Raw genomic sequence first — 16,981 nt, 5'->3', positions numbered from 1 at the left:
TGATAGGTACATAGAAGGGCTGTGGAAGATTTGAAATTATTCTATAAAAACTATCGATTTACACTTATCCTGCTAACTGCCATTATCGTAGGCGGGGCGGCAGGTTTGATATTTGGACCAAAGGCAGCAATTGTTAAGCCATTTGGGGATTTATTTTTAAATTTAATGTTTATGATGATTGTCCCATTGGTGTTTTTCAGCATCGCGTCGGCGATTGCAAATATGAACGGAATGAAACGTCTTGGAAAAATCATGGGCAGCATTGTGATTGTGTTCTTGGTTACCGCTTCCGTGGCTGCAATCTTGGGCTTAACCGGTGCCTCAATTATCCATCCGATTGAACATGCCGATATCGCCTCGATTAAAGCGGTAATGAGTAATACATCTTTTGAGACTGATACTGAGAAATTGTCGTTTCTTGACCATCTCGTTGCCACATTTACGGTAGGAGATTTCAATTTATTGTTATCAAGAAGTAATATGCTGCAATTGATTGTCTTCTCGCTGCTATTTGGGATTTCAACTGCGATGGTTGGGGAAAAAGCGAAACCTGTAACTAACTTTTTATCGGCTGCCACCGCAGTCATGATGAAGATGGTCAGTATTATTATGTACTATGCACCGATTGGACTTAGCTGTTATTTTGCTACGGTGATTGGTGAACTTGGCCCGCAAATTCTAGAGGGGTATGCCCGCTCCTTTGTGTTATATCTGATTCTTGCCGTGATTTATTATTTCGGATTTTTCACCCTGTATGCCTTTATTTCCGGGGGCAAGGACGGTGTGAAGGTTTTTTGGAAACATGCGATTACACCATCGGTTACAGCGATTGCTACTTGCTCAAGTGCCGCTTGTATTCCGGTCAACTTGGCCACAGTTCGAAAGATGGGGGTGCCTAGGGATATCGCCGAAACGATTATTCCGCTTGGTGCTAATACCCATAAGGATGGATCCGTGTTTGGCGGTGTGCTGAAAATCGTCTTCTTATTTGCGTTGTTCGGGAAGGATTTAACGAGTATCTCTAGTATTTTAAGCATCTTAGCGGTCGCCTTTTTAGTCGGTGCGGTGATGGGGGCGATTCCAGGCGGCGGGATGATTGGTGAGATGTTAATTATCAGCGTGTACGGCTTCCCGCCAGAAACCTTGCCCATTATTGCTGTAATCAGCACGATTATTGATGCGCCAGCGACATTGCTCAACTCCAGTGGAAACACCGTGTGTGCGATGCTAGTCACACGCTTAGTCGAAGGGAAGAACTGGTTGAACAAAGCATTTAAAAGCGAAGAACTTGGTGCCTGACACCATCTAGTTAATTAAAATGCTGTGAGAATGTTTGTATTCTTGCAGTATTTTTTTGTTTTTGGGGGCGCAAATGTTAATTGATGGCTATCAATTCTTAGGGTAAGATTAGGTGATATACGGAGCAACAAAAGGATGGTTTTTATGAAGAGGACGTTAAAGGATATTTTTTATATTTTACTAGGAGCGCTTATTTTTGCGTTAGGGGTCAATTATTTCACGATTCCTAATCATCTTTCAGAAGGCGGCATTTTAGGAATTACGATTATTGCCCACTATTTGTTTGACTGGTCACCAGGTGTCGTAAATTTTGTGTTGAATGTGGCGCTGTTAGCGGTTGGGTATAAATTTTTTGAAAAAAGGACCTTTGTGTATACGCTGATTTCGATTGCTGCCTGCTCGTTGTGCTTGTATTTAACTGAGGATGCTGGACATCGGCTGACCGAGGATACATTTTTGGCATCAATCTTTGCGGGTTTGCTGGTCGGTGTAGGGTTGGGGTTGATTTTCCGGACGGGAGGAACATCGGGTGGATCAACGATTTTAGCAAGACTGACCAATCAATTGTTAGGCTGGAGCATTGGCAAGGGTATGCTGATTATTGATATTTTAGTCGTAGTTGGGTCGATTTTTATCATTGGCTTAGAAAAAGGGATGTACACACTGTTGATTGTGTTTATTGGGGCGAAAGCGATCGATTTCATTGTTGAGGGATTGGATGAAAAGGTAGCAGTGCTGATTATTTCGAATACGCCTGAGCAGGTGTTGACCAATATTACAAGTCAGATGTCGCGTGGGCTGACAGTGCTAGACGGCCGCGGCGGCTACACAGGACAGAACAGAGAAGTTCTTTACATCGTCATCAATAAGCAGGAAATCGTTCAGCTGAAAACTATTATAAAAGCAACAGACCAACACGCCTACGTCACCGTCCACAATGTCCACGAGATGATTGGGCATGGTTATAAGGCGAGTTAAGTTTAAGTTTAAGTTTAAGTTTAAGTTGGTGCCTGACACCTAAGTTGGTGTCAGGCACCTTTTTTATCTTTTTGATACACTTACGCGCCCTGAGAAGAAGGTGGCGCCGCCGCCCATATCGGCGATTCGGTCGGGAGCAAGTGCGTTTACTAGCTGTTTCGAGTCGGCTGAATCGGCCCAAAGACCTTGCGTGACCACGACTCCTGGCAGGACTTGCTCACCCACAGAAACCTTCAGTTCGCATTCACCGCGCTGGTTCCAGATTCGAACCGTATCGCCATCTCCAATTCCCTCTGTTAAAGCATCAAGATGATTCATATAGACTTTCTGCTCTTTTTCCAATGTCATATGTTTTTGATTGTTTGAAAAGGTAGAGTTTAAGAAATTATGATTTGGGCCCGGAACAAATTGGTATCGGTGGTCCCCATCGTCCTCTAAAGGTACGTAAGTTGGCATTGGGGGATACCCATCCTCTTTCATCTTCTCAGAAAATAATTCGATTTTTCCACTAGAGGTTGGCAGGGTGCCAGGAAATATCGGTTTTACCTCGGCTTTCATGAATGTCTGTTCCACTAAAGATTCATAGCTAATCCCGTTTAAATAAGGATTGCGCGGATTATCCAAGGCTTGTGTAATCATCACCGCTTCCGTTTCCTGAAAAAGTGGTTCCGTGAAATCCATCCCCTTGGCAAGCAATCGGAACACCTCAACATTGGATTTTGACTCAGCAAATGGTTCAATGATCGGCTGCTGCAACTGAATGTAATGATGCCAATACGATGTGTACATGTCAGTGTTTTCAAAGGAGGATGTCGCTGGTAACACGATATCCGCATATTTGGCTGTTTCTGTTAAAAATAAATCATGAACCACCGTAAATAAATCTTCGCGCGCTAGACCTCTTCTGACCTTATTTGAATTAGGTGCTACCACGGCAGGATTTGAACCGTACACATAGAGTGACTTTACTGGCGGTTCTAGAGCGAGTAGGGTGTCACCGAGGAGGTTCATATTGATCACACGGGTCTGTTTATTTTCCAATAAATCCGGTCGTTGCAAGTGAGTTGTATTTGGAGCAAGGTAGGCCGAATTTCCTTTGATTGCCCCGCCGCCTTTGACAAGCCATTGGCCTGTAAGGGCGGGAAGGCAGGAAATCGTCCGGACGAACATTCCGCCATTGTCATGATGCTGCGGTCCATTGCCGATTCGGATAAATGCTGGTGATGTTTCACCGTACATTCGGGCCAGTTTGTATATATCATCTACTGGGACACCTGTGATTGCTGAAACGGTGATTGGGTCGTATTGGATGACATGCTCACGCAATTCCTCGTGACCGATCGTATACTTTTCTAAAAAATCTTGGTTGACCAGGTTTTCTGCAAATAGGATGTGCATCATCCCCAAAGCGAGGGCACTGTCCGTGCCAGGTAAAATCGGAATAAACCAATCTGCTAATCTACCAGTTTGATTTTTGAGAACATCAATAACGATGATTTTGGCACCGTTTTGTTTACGGGCTTTTTGAGCAAGGGCGACTTGATGCATGTTGGTGCTGGCCGCATTAATTCCCCAAAAAATGAATAGCTTAGAATCAATTGTGTCTTCCGGGTCGATGCCGATGCTGCCGCCCATGGTATACTTATAGCCTACAGATCCGGCTGCGGAACAGATCGTTTGATCCAAGCGGGAAGCCCCGAGGCGATGGAAGAAGCGGCGGTCCATACCCTCAGCATTAAGCCGGCCCATATTTCCGTAAAAGCTGTAGGGAAGGATGCTTTCCGGTCCGCTAGATTCTATTAAATTGGTCCACCGGGAGGTAATGGTCTCAATCGCTTCCGCCCAGCTAATTCGTTCGAACTTGCCTTCGCCTTTAAGGCCTGTGCGTTTTAGCGGGTATTTCAAGCGGTCTTTATCATAGATTCGTTCCGTCATATTCCGGACTTTGTTGCAAATATGCCCTTTGGTGACCGGGTGCTCTGGGTCTCCTTCCACTTTAATAATCTTCCCATTTTCCTTATGTAGAAGTAAACCACACTGATCCGGGCAATCCAGCGGGCAAACCCCATGAAAAACACCATCTCGTTCCTGAATATAAGAACTCATAGCCCTATCAATCTCCTTTAATGTTTTGTATAGTTTTGTGTATTTTATTTTGGTGTCAATTTAGGTGTCAGGCACCATCCGTGGACAACTGTCCTTGTCAGGCGGACGGTTACAACCTTAAAAGTTTAATGATAATTTCTAATATTGTTACTATCATAACATCAAATTCTTTGGTATGAACAAATATGGTAAGCAATTTTTAGCAGCAATGGAGAGGAGGGAATTTACTAATGAAGAAATGGAGAATGCTAGGAGTGGCGATTTTGTTTTTATCTCTATTAAGCCTATTTAGGAGAATACAAAAAAGGAAGGTGGCCACATCGAGAAATTCCATTCAATGTGACCACCTTCATATATTACTTGAACTGGGGTTTCGAATTAACTGTTACTGACCGAGTTGTTTTATTTGGTCTAGGATACTGCTGATTTCTTGGACGCTTTGAAAAATTTCTGTGTTTTCAAGGATAGATGGGTCGAGTAATCCATTCTGGATATTTTTTAAATACAGATCAATGCCAGCTGTTAATTTGTTGTTTTGGTCAACAAGTTGCTGATGTAAGTCGGCTGCTATTTCTGGTGCTTGGAGTTTATTGAATGTATTGATTTCTTGTTTCATGTCTTGAAGCATCGTTTTCAGTTCTGCTGTGGCCTTTTGGTCGCTTACGGCTTGTTGCGCAATAGATGGAGCATCATTTGCAAAAGCTGTCGCTTTATTTAGATAGTCTGTTGCATCATTCACATACGAGAGAGTATCTTTCGCCTCATTTAGCAAGGAGCAACCACTCAGGAGAAATACAATCGCCGCGGCTAAAACTAATACCTTCTTTGTCATGTAGAAACCTCCGTTTTATCAGATTTTGTGGGGGAGAATCTGCTGATTAAAGACCCGAACGTGATGTTAATTGAATCTAAGTCCATGAAAAATCCTATCATTATCATATGGTTAGAAATTTAATTCGTTGCTGATGCATAAGCAGTTCAGGAAGCTAATATCAATAAAAATAGTAGGAACTTTGTTTAGTTAGAAATTTCACTTACTTCTTGAAGCATCCACTAACCCATTCTTTCTAAAAGTGTAAAATCCTAAACGGTGTCAGGCACCATTGTTGATATTTTCTTATTGTTTTTAGTGAAAAGTACAGAATAGTAAGCACCCGAGAGTCTCGTCTCACGTAGGATATTTTTGAGAGAAAACGGGGAGGTTTTACTATGTATCCGTACACGAATTATTACGATGCTTTATATAGACAAAATAATAAATTGATTAGAGAAGTTGAAAAAGCGATTAATGGTGAGTACAATGCCATCCATTGTTATAGCAAATTAGCAGAATTGGCTTCCAATGAGAAGGAAAAAAGTCGAATCCTTGAAATTCGCCAAGATGAAATAAAGCACCATAAACAGTTTGAACAGATTTATACTCAGCTAACTGGGCGAAAGCCACAACAACCAAAACTCAGCGAGGAATGTCCTGATGTTTACCTAGAGGGATTAGAGTTTGCCTTACAAGATGAGCAAATGACGGTGGATTTTTACCTGGAAGTCGCTGATGGCGCTTCGGATCCTTTCATAAAAGAAGCATTTCGAAGAGCGGCGGCCGATGAGCAAAATCATGCAGTCTGGTTCTTGTACTATTATTCTAAAAATAAGTAAAACTTGTATGGTTAACAGTCAAAAATTCACCCTTGTCTCTAAAGGCAAGGGTGTTTTTACCAATGTTTATCAGAGGTCATTAATCTCTGCCGCTATCTCCACCAGTATCCCCGCCGGAATCCCCGCCGGTATCGGTATCGGTAGTGGTATCGCGATTATCATTCGAGTAGTCTGTACCATTCTGACAATCATTTACATAATCATTGCTATCAGATCCTTTTGTCCCTTTTCCAATACTCGGAAAGATAAAAAAGGCCGCGATTATAGCTAAGGTTCCAAAGAACTCCTGCACTCCAAAAATAAGATAAATCCCATAGACGAAAAGTAATCCACCCAACAGCCATTGAATTATTCTTACCGCTATCAGAGACAACCACCCCCAAATAAAAAGTAAGAAAAATAAAGCCATACAAAATAAATATTACATTCTAGGTCTTTTTATACATCTTTTTGAGAGTCCTAACAGTTAAAGTACTGTTGGAGGAGCTTTTGTTGATATTTATGGTTATGATATCAGGTTGCTATCGGTTTAAGCAAAGTCCCACCGTATAAACCAAAGGAGGCGTATGATGCCCGTTCTGGCAAAAAACAGAGTGAAGGTGAACATTGTGGACCAGTTATATGCGAATCCTTTTCAGTCACTGTGATAACTCCCTCATGAACTGAATCCCGTATTATAGAAAAGGGACGTAGTTTCCACTACATCCCTTGTTCTATAGTTTTTATCTCAGTATATTGTATTGGTGTCAGGCACCAGATTATTCCTCGTCTTTTTTCTGCTTTTTCTGGGCTTCTTGGAGGGCGAGGAGGATGTCTTGAACGTCGATTTTTCCATCGTTATTTAGGTCGGTCAGTGTATTTTCCGGCCCAGCTTTCGGTGGTGTTCCCTGTGTCGGGGTTGGAGCAGTCGGTGCCTGAGCAACAGCTTGATGCTTTGGTCTAAAAGCAAACGTAAACAACAGAAGAATTATAATGAGAACACCAGAAACACCATCCACGATATAGAAGGTTGTAGTGTAATCCGACCAGAGTGTCTTACTGCTGCCCACCTTTTTCTCAGCGTTCGCGATATATTGTTTGATTTCGGAATGATTTGGGTAAATCCGCTGGACCGCCTCGAATTTTTCTAACGCATGCTTATAGTAGCCGCCCCAGTACAGATTAAGTCCTTCTTGGTAAAGCTTATCCGTTTCGCTCTTCGCATTTTTCGCCCCAGCTTGGTTTACAAATTCTTTGACCGTATTAACAGGAACGGCAAAGTTAAAGCCTTGAACTTCCTGGCCATTGACTGTGTCACCCCTAAAGGTGAGCAAGCCAATAATTTCTCCTTTTTCATTGATGACTGGTCCACCGCTATTCCCATGCGTGGCAGCCGCATTAATTTGAATGACCGGGCTTCCTTGGTCTGTCTTTTTGGAAGTAGCTGAAATTTGCCCCGCATTCATTGAAGAAACTAACGATGAATCAGGAGATAATAGATCCGAATCGGCAGCAGCAGGATATCCGCTGACCCAAATATTATCTTGGTTTTGGATATTATCTGAATCTCCAAGCGGTAAAGTCGGTAAGTTTTTGCCTTCAATTTTTAGAACGGCCACGTCTTTTCCTTCATTAATAGGGGCCCCATAGCTTTTCACTTCGCCATCAAGGACATCCCCGCCTGGTAAAATTACTTTTAGAACCTTTTGAATTCCCGAGTATTGTGTGTATTGGACCATGTACCTATAGGCAGTTTCATAGTCTACCTTAAAATAGTCTGCGATGATCGTTACTAGTTGTTCAAAGGCGGCATTAGCAATTTCCTCATCTTCCTGTTGAGTCGCTTCCACCACATGTGCATTAGTAACGATATAGCCGTTCGAGCTGATAATGGCCCCTGAACCCGAGCCCCCCACAACAGATTGGTTATTTAACTGCTCCAATATGGCGATAACCTCAGGGTCATACGGATTATTAAACTGCCATTGTACAACAGCATAATCTACGATACGAACCACTGCCGGCTTCGAGTATTCCGCAAGTTTTTGGGCTTGAGCAATTTTCCCCGCTGCTGGTTTGAGATTTATTAGGAAAATGGAAGCCACCATGACCGCAATAAGCAGCAGGCAGATAGGTAAGGTAAAAAGGGCCCTTTTTTTCAAAATATTTTTCACTCCTAGGTTGGATATTTTTCAGAATTTTCTCTGCAATATATTCGTCCTGACGAGAAAAGTAATATTGTACAAAGAAATTTTTAGAAAATATCAAGGTGACATTGGAAGTGAAAGAATATGATTTTTTCATAAATGAGCAATCTTTGGTATCATGTTAGTGAATGAAATTATATGGATTGAAGGATACTTGGAGGCCGCTATGGAGAATCAATTGAAGGTAATGACTGTATTTGGAACGAGACCGGAAGCGATAAAAATGGCTCCCTTGGTAAAAGAATTAGGGAAATACCCTGATTATATTAAACCGATTGTTACGGTTACCGCGCAGCACCGGGAGATGCTTGATCAGGTATTGCAAATTTTTGAAATTACTCCCGATTATGACTTAAATATAATGAAGGAACGACAAACTTTACTAGAAGTAACAACCCGGAGTTTAGAAGGGCTCAATCAAGTTCTTGCCGACGTCAAGCCAGATATTGTCCTGGTCCATGGTGATACGACAACCACCTTTGTCGCGAGCTTAGCTGCTTTTTATCATTCGATTCCGATCGGACACGTCGAGGCTGGACTCCGGACTCATAATAAATATTCCCCGTACCCGGAGGAAGTGAACCGTCAGTTGACGGGAGTATTGGCAGATCTTCACTTCTCGCCAACATCCCAATCAAAGCAAAACCTTTTGTTGGAAAATAAACGGGAAGACGGGATTTATATTACTGGAAATACGGCCATCGATGCGTTAAAAACCACAGTGAGAGACAATTATACTCACCCTGTTTTAGACAAACTCGGGAATGACCGGTTAATTCTCATGACGGCTCATCGCAGGGAAAACACAGGGAAGCCAATGGAAGACATGTTCCGTGCGATTCGACGATTGGTTGAAAAGCATGTGGATGTTCAGGTGGTGTATCCTGTCCATATGAATCCTGTGGTTCGCGAAATTGCAAATAGTGTGCTGGGTGAACACGAAAGGATTCACCTTATCGAGCCCCTAGATGTGATCGATTTCCACAACTTTGCCTCAAGAGCCTATTTGATTTTAACGGACTCTGGCGGTGTCCAGGAAGAGGCGCCATCTTTGGGTGTACCCGTACTAGTATTGCGTGATACCACTGAACGGCCAGAAGGAATTGAAGCGGGCACGCTAAAACTTGCAGGAACAGACGAGGAAACCATCTTTGATCTTGCAGATGAGCTGCTGTCAGACCCAGCCGCCCATGACAAGATGGCTCACGCCTCCAACCCTTACGGTGATGGGTACGCTTCTGAACGCATCGTCAAAGCTATCCTCCACCACTTTGGAAAAGAAGAACGGCCATCGGACCTAGGAGAGTAGAGTGTTTGAGAATGATTGATTAAGGAGATATGGTTAGATGAAGTTGAATAAGATTCATCATGTGGCGGTAATTTGTTCGGATTATGAAAAATCAAAGGATTTTTATGTACGAATTCTTGGGCTCACTCCGATAAATGAGGTATATCGGGAGGAACGAGATTCCTATAAGCTTGATTTAGCAGTGAATGATCAATATCAAATTGAATTGTTTTCATTCCCGGCCCCAGCTGTACGGCCAAGCTATCCTGAAGCAACTGGATTGAGGCATCTTGCTTTTGAAGTAGATGATATTGAAGAAGCGGTTCAATTTATGTCCAATCATCAAGTGAATGTTGAAGACGTCCGTGTAGACCCAGTAACAAACAAGAAATTTACCTTCTTCGCAGACCCGGATGGGCTGCCGATTGAACTGTATGAGCGGTAGTCTTACCTAATTACGTTTGTTACAACCCAATGAATTGGCAAAAAGAGCAGGACCCGTGGACTTGCTCTTTTTTAGATTTAATGGGGTAGTGCTTGTAGCCAAAACTAAAATCTCCCCATTTCATACCTTGGACTAGGCAGGCCATATTCGCTTGGAGACCATGTGCCATAGCCGCTTAAACTGGGAGTTGGTTGGAACGGCTGTCCGAACATGTTCATATTAGGTCCAACCCCTGGGTAACCCGTGCCGCCGCCAGTCGGATAGCCTAAGCCAATACCCCCGTCATAGCCTCCGCCAGGTCCGGGGCCATACGGATTGAAACCTTGACTAGGTCCTCCAGGGTATCCTCCGAATCCACCATATCCAGGGAGGCTGCCATAACCTCCGCCAAATCCATACCCGCCTGGATTAGATGCATTTGCCAGCCCGGCACCTCCTAAATAGCCTAATCCAAGCCCAAGCAGGCTAGAGCCTAATGATCCAAGATTAAATCCTGAATGTCCCCCATGTCCGCCATGGTTATGGTGCCCGTCATGATTGTGATGCTGTCCACTGTGATGGTGTTGCCCACCGTAATGATGTTGCTTGTCAAAATTGTGATGCATCCCGCCTCCATGATATTGTCTTTGCAGATTCAGCTGATTTTCTACACTATTTTGATACTCTATCGGCATATAATAAGGATTATACATATTTCTTCTCCTCTCTCCTCACAACTTGTATCTATCCTATGCATCTTACGAACTTACTCTTGGGCATAAGCCCATAGAGTGGGATTCGACATCCGCCACTAACTAAAAATACGTCTCAAGTCCTAGAATTCTTTCCGTTTGAGGTCTATGGCAAGGAGGAGTTTTTTCGTGTATTGTGGAAGTAGTAAATGGAAATAATTTTCTTTTTGGCAAATATTTTTGGGGGAAATGAAACATTCCATTGCTTTCATTCGTAGGAATATAAAGATGTCCTAAGTCAGGAGTTGATCAAATATGAACCCGATTTTGTCGTTTCTTATCCGCTCATCTGCAGCTGTCCCAATAACTTTCTTAACGTGGCTAATCAGCTATTTTCCTTTAAACCAAACCTTTTGGGCAGCAACGGGAATCGCTGTAACCGCAGGGATGCTTACCCATTTCATTCTTGGCATTGTGATGAACACTCGTTTTTTAAAAAAGCATCAGATATCAAGAAAAGAATACCGGTACATAAGGAAGAACCTTATGGAAGCCAAACAGAAAATCAACCGCTTGAATAAAAACCTTTTCTCGATTCGCGATATTTCATCTGTCAAACAAAGAATTGATCTCCTTAGAGTTACAAAAAAAATACACAAGATGACAACCAAAGAACCGAAGCGATTTTACCAGGCGGAGCAGTTTTATTTTTCCCATTTGGACTCCATTGTTGAACTTACCGAGAAATACAGTTTCTTATCTTCCCAGCCGAAAAAGAACATGGAGATGGGCCAATCCCTCATCGAAACCCGCCATACTCTTGATGAACTAACAAGGGTAGTGGAAGAGGATTTATACAAAGTGATTTCAGATGATATCGATCACTTGAATTTTGAAATTGACGTCGCAAAGCATGCTCTTAATAAGGAAAAGGACGCTAAATTTCCGGAAGAAAATAGGTGGCTAAAATGAACGAAAACAACCCAATTCAACCAAGTAAAACTGGTAATTTATTAGATGATATCCTTGCTGACCCTTTTGGGGGTCAACTGGAGACGGCTAAAAGTCCAATCCAGCAAACAAGCGAGGCGAAACCTGTCAAATTAATTGATGTGATTCCGGAAGAACATCGGGCGAAGGCCTACCAGATTGCCGAGCAAATCGATCCGACAAACCATCAGTCGATGATTCAATATGGTACCCAAGCCCAAGGAAAGCTGCTGTCATTCTCACATACCATGCTTGAACATGTGCAGAAACAGGATGTGGGTGAAATCGGGCAGATCATTAGTGATTTAATGAAGCGACTGGATGAAGTGAATCCTGATGACTTGAAGGATGGGAAGCCATCCTTATTTGCTCGTATGTTTGGAAAAATTTCAAGCTCCGTTCAAGAAGTACTCTCCAAATATCAAAAAACTGGGGCACAAATTGACCGAATCAGTGTAAAACTGGACCGCAGCAAAAATGTCCTGATGTCCGATATAAAATTGCTCGAACAGCTGTATGAGACGAATAAGGAATACTTCCATGCCCTGAATGTCTATATTGCTGCTGGGGAGATTAAGCTGGAGGAAATGCAGGAAAAGACGATTCCGCAGTTGAAAAAAGCAGCGGAACAGACCAATGATCAAATGAAGTTTCAAGAAGTTAACGATATGATTCAATTTGCCGATCGGTTGGATAAACGTCTGCATGATTTGAAATTAAGCCGAGAAATTACGATTCAAAGCGCACCCCAGATTCGTTTAATTCAAAATACCAATCAGGCGCTTGTGGAAAAAATTCAATCTTCGATCATGACGGCGATTCCATTATGGAAGAATCAAGTGGCAATCGCGTTGACCTTAATTCGCCAGCGTCATGCGGTTGAGGCGCAAAAGCAGGTTTCGAAAACAACCAATGAGCTGCTGTTGAAAAATGCAGAAATGCTAAAAACCAATACCATCGAGACGGCGAAAGAAAACGAGCGTGGAATCGTTGATATTGAAACCTTAAAGAAAACACAGGAAAGTCTGATCACAACACTCGAAGAAACGATGAGGATCCAAGAGGAAGGCCGCCATAAGCGTCGCCAAGCCGAACAGGAACTGGCGTCGATGGAAAACGACCTTCGACTAAAACTATTAGAGATAAAAGGGAAATAAAAAATAGGCCCTCGCTGCAACCAAACAAGTGCAGCGAGGGCCTTTTTCTATAAAAATTCTTTTGGTGTCAGGCACCGTAATCATTCTGTTATTTAGTTATTCACAACTGTTGCGTCCACATATTCCTCAAGAGTGATACTGCGGTCCATGATTTCTTTGGCGATTTGTTTGCCGACGTAGCGCAGATGCCATGGTTCGTATTGATAGCCGGTGATGTCGTCTTTGCCTTTCGGGTAGCGGATGATAAAGCCGTAATCCGCGGCATGATCCTCGAGCCAAACCGCCTCCTCAGTTCCTGCGAAGCAGTCCTCGGCGGCACATTTGCCATCCCCGCCCGTTACATCTATCGCAAGGCCGGTTTCATGTTCGCTCGTTCCTGGAACGGCACTATATTTTCTTGCTGCCTCATATCCATCTTGGTTCACGTAGTAGTTGAACAAAGCTGCTTGGGAAGCATGGGACCTGTAGGCAGACACCCCTAAAAGATTCACACCCTGATGTTTAGCGCCGACAAATAATCTTTCAATCGCTTCACCTGCATCGGCTCTCATTTGCCGCTTTTCTGATTTTTGTTTAAACGTGAAGGGGATATCAGGATAAATTAAATCGCTTGGCTGATATTGATCGGGCAATTTATTGCTTTTATTCACAAGAACAGGTATAACTTCTTGGGAGGAAACCGCTTGGCTGCCAGTATCCTGTTGATGATCTTCAGCACGAGGAGAACTTTTCTTCGTTAAGTTCCCTTCATCCTGCAAAAAATGAAATTTCCCTGTGCAGCCTGCTAATGAGAGTGTAAATACAAGTAGAAATAAACAAACGAATCGTATCTTAAACATATTTAAAATTCACCCCAGTAACATCATGGACAGGAACATGGACTTTAAAACGTCTTTTTCAACTCTGTTCCATAGGGATTGTAAATGGAGTGAATTTTTAGATGCATCAACCAGCCAATCTAGCATTTAGCTGCAAAAAAGAAGGATAAGTTACCAACTATTGATAGATAGTGGGTCCAAAGGCACTTTTATTTTATAAATTAGTTGCTTATATTCTAAATAAACACATAAATCGTACGAAACGGCAAAGCCATTGAAAAGTGGTGACGCAAAACTACAGGGGCTAAGGTTTTAAGAACGATGCTTGCCAGTTACCGAACACGATCACTCCTGCGATTTATGTTAATCACTAGTGAGGGGGATTTTTTGTGTTGAAAATGTTTATAAAGGGCAGATATTACTATCATTTACTTCAGCACCGCCACAATGAACTATTAAAGCAAGACTGTCTTGATGAGGAATTAAGAGCAAAGCTAAAAGTTAGAGCCAGTTATCATAATAGTAAAGCGGTTGAATTTTCGTTAAAAATGTAAGCGGGGCCATATATGTAAGGAAAGCCAGTATTGTGATACCGGCTTTTTTTTACGTTTTAAGGTATAAAATACTTCCATAGGACAACCATTACATGTAGAAACGTTAATGGCTGAGAGGGGATTTTCTAAATGTACAATCTGACAAAATTTAAAATCATGAAACCAGCGAATGAGGTGTTTGAAGCTTTCGTGGACCCTGAGAAAATCAAGAATTTCTGGTTCTCATCAGCTGCAAAATGGGAACAGGGCCAGACCGTTTCACTTAGATATGAGGAATACAATGCCGAAGTAGATATTGAAGTCATCGAGGTCTTGCTCAACAAGAAAATTGTGTACCGCTGGGGCACAGATGGAGAAGGAAATATTGTAACGATATCACTCGAAGAATTGGATTCTTCAAGCACCATCATTGAAATTACTGAAGAAGGATTTAGAGAAGATGATGATGAGTTAATGAGTAATCTGCTCGATAATAAAGAAGGCTGGGTTTTTATGCTGACTTGTTTAAAGGGTTATTTGGAGTTTGGTATTTACCAATTAAGAGGAGCCATCGTTAAATGATGAAGGGAGCATGGAGAAATCCAAGCTCTATTTAGTTAGAGCCAGTCCGTTGATACGCGCATCTTTTACTCAAATCTTTGAACAAAATTACAATGAGAGCAGGCTCGTCCAATCAGTTGCTTAGCAGTTGGACTTTCATAATAGATTTCCTCGAAACCACAAATAGAGCAATCGATAATATGGAAAATTTGTCGTTCCCCCAATATGGCATCTAACAAACATTCAAATACATGAGAACTGCCCTCCAATTGATGATTTTTTTAGAAGATAGCAAATAACCCCACGGAAAAAAGAAGAATCCTGTCAGCCCGGCTAAGATTGTTTTCAACATAATTCTGCCAGAAATAGTTTCCATCAACATCGGACATCCTATTAAAAAAAGGGGGTGCCGCGATGAAACAGAATGAAGATAAAACTAGTGAAGGCTTAAATGAAATTTTTGAAATTATTAATGCAAAAGGCGACACGGGCGAGTTAAAGGAAATTGTGGATCGATATGACCGTGACAATCCGGAAGAAGAATCAAATTGATAATTACAAAAGGCCTAGCTATTCCGCTAGGCCTTTTGTAATGAGGAATGTGGATAATATTCATTGATAATGTGGATATATCAAAGTGAATTGTGGGTAAACTTGTTAATTTTGTGGATAAAACTGTGGGTTTTGTGGGTAATTTCATCCGTTGGCAGATTTTTTAGAATAAACCAAATTTTATACACATAATCTGTGTATAAAGTTTTAATAATTGTGGATATCTCTGTCAGTCATGTGGATATAACTGCTATTAATGTTGATAACGTTGTTATTATCTGCAAACTCCACAGGCTGAATCTAATCTAATGAGGATGAAAAATGGTGTCAGGCACTACAAATGGACAAATCATCTGTTTTATCCGTTTCTAGAGGACACTTAGAGAATTGGAAATTACTCTCGAGTATAAGAAAAGCGATACCGGGGGGTATCGCTTTTCTGGTTTAGTAGTACAGAGTTTATTTTTGACTCTGAAACACCAGCTGCAGTCCTAGACCAATATAGATTGAGCCGACAACTTTCCCCTGCCACCGTGAAAGTTTGCCATTCTTGTTTGCGAAAAGTCTTTCTCCTAACGAACTTGTTAGAAATGCAAGAAGGGTGGTGTACAAGATGCTCATTAACACAAAAGTGAGCCCCAGAGTAAGTAACTGAATGACAACGGGGGTCCCATTGTTGTGAACGAACTGCGGTAAGAAGGCTAAGAAGAAAAGAGCTGTTTTCGGATTGAGTAATTCAATTAATAAGGCCTGACGAAACGAAGTGACAGAAGAGCTCTTTTTCACGACCGGCTGCGCTTGTTTTTTTGACTTTTCAAGGATCGACTTAATCCCTAAAAAAATCAAATAAGCCGCACCTAAATATTTTACGATTTCAAAGGCGAGTGCCGAAGTCATTAAAATGGCTGAAAGTCCGAGCACGGCAGCAACCGTATGAATTAAGTCACCTACAGCAATCCCGATGCCTGTGATGATACCGGTTTTTCTCCCGCCTTGAGCGGTTTGAGAAATGGTAAGTAAAACAGCTGGACCTGGAATGAGAAATAATACGATAACTACTAATATAAAAGAAAGCAATTTTCTGCACCCCTTTAAATGCTTAAAGTTTATCTCATTCTATCATAATATATAAAAGATAATTCACCCCTATAGAAGTAAGTTTAAAATTTGGGAAAAATTTTTGTTGCCTAATTATCTGGCAGGTGATAAGATATGAAAGTTGTCATCGAGACATTGAATAATTCAAGAAAAAAGATGTTGACAACATTGTTTGGAAAATGTTAAAGTATAAAAGTTGTCAGCGAAACTATTAATCTTTTGAAATAAGGCATTAAAAAGTTGTTGACATCACTATTGAAAAATGATAGTATATAAAAGTTGTCTTATCGAAATTGTTCTTTGAAAACTAAACAAACAAAATCGTGCAAACAAACAATAACAATCGTGTTTCTTCTATTATTCTAGTAAGAACACGAGCCAACGTAACAAATGAGCTAATCAACTTTATTGGAGAGTTTGATCCTGGCTCAGGACGAACGCTGGCGGCGTGCCTAATACATGCAAGTCGAGCGAGATTCTTCGGAGTCTAGCGGCGGACGGGTGAGTAACACGTGGGCAACCTGCCTGTAAGACTGGGATAACACCGGGAAACCGGTGCTAATACCGGATAATCCTTTTCCTCTCATGAGGAAAAGCTGAAAGTCGGTTTCGGCTGACACTTACAGATGGGCCCGCGGCGCATTAG

The 16,981-nt window shown here is 41.9% G+C and carries 17 protein-coding genes, 1 rRNA gene and 1 riboswitch; of the genes, 11 read left to right on the top strand and 7 right to left on the bottom strand.

What is annotated here, in order from left to right:
- The first annotated feature begins 30 nt into the window (after nucleotides 1-30).
- Together BR30_RS0104990 and BR30_RS0104985 are read left to right on the top strand one after the other, a co-directional pair.
- On the top strand, nucleotides 31-1,299 hold the full coding sequence (locus BR30_RS0104990) for a dicarboxylate/amino acid:cation symporter (protein WP_026564056.1): 1,269 nt from the start codon (nucleotides 31-33) through the stop codon (nucleotides 1,297-1,299).
- 144 nt (nucleotides 1,300-1,443) lie between these two features.
- Nucleotides 1,444-2,277 (top strand): YitT family protein, encoded by an 834-nt coding sequence (locus BR30_RS0104985; protein WP_026564055.1) that lies wholly within the window; start codon nucleotides 1,444-1,446, stop codon nucleotides 2,275-2,277.
- A 63-nt stretch (nucleotides 2,278-2,340) separates the two neighbouring features.
- Here the strand turns inward: BR30_RS0104985 and BR30_RS0104980 are convergent, their stop codons facing one another.
- Entirely contained in the window at nucleotides 2,341-4,383 is a 2,043-nt protein-coding gene (locus BR30_RS0104980; RefSeq protein WP_026564054.1) for a molybdopterin-dependent oxidoreductase, read from the bottom strand.
- A 385-nt stretch (nucleotides 4,384-4,768) separates the two neighbouring features.
- A complete protein-coding gene (locus BR30_RS0104970) occupies nucleotides 4,769-5,215 on the bottom strand; it encodes a DUF6376 family protein (protein WP_026564053.1) in 447 nt (148 codons plus the stop codon).
- Nucleotides 5,216-5,592: 377 nt separating this feature from the next.
- On the opposite strand from BR30_RS0104970, the gene BR30_RS0104965 reads away from it, so the two are divergent.
- Nucleotides 5,593-6,036 carry a ferritin-like domain-containing protein gene (locus BR30_RS0104965; RefSeq protein WP_026564052.1) on the top strand — a complete coding sequence of 148 codons (444 nt, stop codon included), beginning with the start codon at nucleotides 5,593-5,595 and terminating at the stop codon, nucleotides 6,034-6,036.
- A 79-nt stretch (nucleotides 6,037-6,115) separates the two neighbouring features.
- Here the strand turns inward: BR30_RS0104965 and BR30_RS0104960 are convergent, their stop codons facing one another.
- Together BR30_RS0104960 and BR30_RS32625 are read right to left on the bottom strand one after the other, a co-directional pair.
- Nucleotides 6,116-6,409: a hypothetical protein gene (locus tag BR30_RS0104960; protein ID WP_026564051.1), complete on the bottom strand. Its 294-nt coding sequence runs from the start codon at nucleotides 6,407-6,409 to the stop codon at nucleotides 6,116-6,118.
- Between the two features lie 385 nt (nucleotides 6,410-6,794).
- Complete coding sequence (locus BR30_RS32625; protein WP_035445074.1) at nucleotides 6,795-8,177, bottom strand: S1C family serine protease; 1,383 nt, start codon at nucleotides 8,175-8,177, stop codon at nucleotides 6,795-6,797.
- A 211-nt stretch (nucleotides 8,178-8,388) separates the two neighbouring features.
- Here BR30_RS32625 and wecB point away from each other — a divergent pair, with 211 nt between their 5' ends.
- Together wecB and gloA2 are read left to right on the top strand one after the other, a co-directional pair.
- On the top strand, nucleotides 8,389-9,531 hold the full coding sequence (gene wecB, locus BR30_RS0104950) for a non-hydrolyzing UDP-N-acetylglucosamine 2-epimerase (protein ID WP_026564050.1): 1,143 nt from the start codon (nucleotides 8,389-8,391) through the stop codon (nucleotides 9,529-9,531).
- A 37-nt stretch (nucleotides 9,532-9,568) separates the two neighbouring features.
- On the top strand, nucleotides 9,569-9,955 hold the full coding sequence (gloA2, locus tag BR30_RS0104945; protein ID WP_026564049.1) for an SMU1112c/YaeR family gloxylase I-like metalloprotein: 387 nt from the start codon (nucleotides 9,569-9,571) through the stop codon (nucleotides 9,953-9,955).
- A 104-nt stretch (nucleotides 9,956-10,059) separates the two neighbouring features.
- On the opposite strand, the gene BR30_RS35100 is transcribed toward gloA2, so the two are convergent.
- Nucleotides 10,060-10,647 carry a hypothetical protein gene (locus BR30_RS35100; protein ID WP_051633459.1) on the bottom strand — a complete coding sequence of 196 codons (588 nt, stop codon included), beginning with the start codon at nucleotides 10,645-10,647 and terminating at the stop codon, nucleotides 10,060-10,062.
- A 294-nt stretch (nucleotides 10,648-10,941) separates the two neighbouring features.
- Here BR30_RS35100 and BR30_RS0104935 point away from each other — a divergent pair, with 294 nt between their 5' ends.
- Nucleotides 10,942-11,598, top strand: a complete 657-nt coding sequence (locus BR30_RS0104935) for a 5-bromo-4-chloroindolyl phosphate hydrolysis family protein (RefSeq protein WP_026564048.1) — start codon at nucleotides 10,942-10,944, stop codon at nucleotides 11,596-11,598.
- On the top strand, nucleotides 11,595-12,773 hold the full coding sequence (locus BR30_RS0104930) for a toxic anion resistance protein (protein WP_026564047.1): 1,179 nt from the start codon (nucleotides 11,595-11,597) through the stop codon (nucleotides 12,771-12,773). Before BR30_RS0104935 ends, BR30_RS0104930 begins: the two co-directional genes overlap by 4 nt.
- 92 nt (nucleotides 12,774-12,865) lie before the next feature.
- On the opposite strand, the gene BR30_RS0104925 is transcribed toward BR30_RS0104930, so the two are convergent.
- Nucleotides 12,866-13,612, bottom strand: coding sequence for a M15 family metallopeptidase (locus BR30_RS0104925; protein WP_026564046.1), 747 nt, complete (start codon nucleotides 13,610-13,612; stop codon nucleotides 12,866-12,868).
- 233 nt (nucleotides 13,613-13,845) lie between these two features.
- Nucleotides 13,846-13,931, top strand: a riboswitch (cyclic di-GMP riboswitch).
- A 49-nt stretch (nucleotides 13,932-13,980) separates the two neighbouring features.
- Between BR30_RS0104925 and BR30_RS36495 the strand changes: the two genes are divergently transcribed.
- From BR30_RS36495 to BR30_RS37260, 3 genes are all read left to right on the top strand, one after another.
- Entirely contained in the window at nucleotides 13,981-14,145 is a 165-nt protein-coding gene (locus BR30_RS36495; RefSeq protein WP_155928440.1) for a hypothetical protein, read from the top strand.
- A 129-nt stretch (nucleotides 14,146-14,274) separates the two neighbouring features.
- A complete protein-coding gene (locus BR30_RS0104915) occupies nucleotides 14,275-14,706 on the top strand; it encodes an SRPBCC family protein (RefSeq protein WP_026564045.1) in 432 nt (143 codons plus the stop codon).
- A gap of 393 nt (nucleotides 14,707-15,099) precedes the next feature.
- Nucleotides 15,100-15,237 carry a hypothetical protein gene (locus tag BR30_RS37260; protein ID WP_197032292.1) on the top strand — a complete coding sequence of 46 codons (138 nt, stop codon included), beginning with the start codon at nucleotides 15,100-15,102 and terminating at the stop codon, nucleotides 15,235-15,237.
- 459 nt (nucleotides 15,238-15,696) lie between these two features.
- Here BR30_RS37260 and BR30_RS0104900 read toward each other — a convergent pair whose 3' ends face one another.
- Nucleotides 15,697-16,314 (bottom strand): LysE family translocator, encoded by a 618-nt coding sequence (locus BR30_RS0104900; protein WP_026564044.1) that lies wholly within the window; start codon nucleotides 16,312-16,314, stop codon nucleotides 15,697-15,699.
- A 426-nt stretch (nucleotides 16,315-16,740) separates the two neighbouring features.
- Here BR30_RS0104900 and BR30_RS0104895 point away from each other — a divergent pair.
- Nucleotides 16,741-16,981: ribosomal RNA gene (locus BR30_RS0104895) — 16S ribosomal RNA — on the top strand; the annotation flags it as partial.

The sequence above is a fragment of the Bacillus sp. UNC41MFS5 genome (genome assembly GCF_000686805.1).
This window is presented reverse-complemented; position numbering and strand designations above follow the sequence as displayed.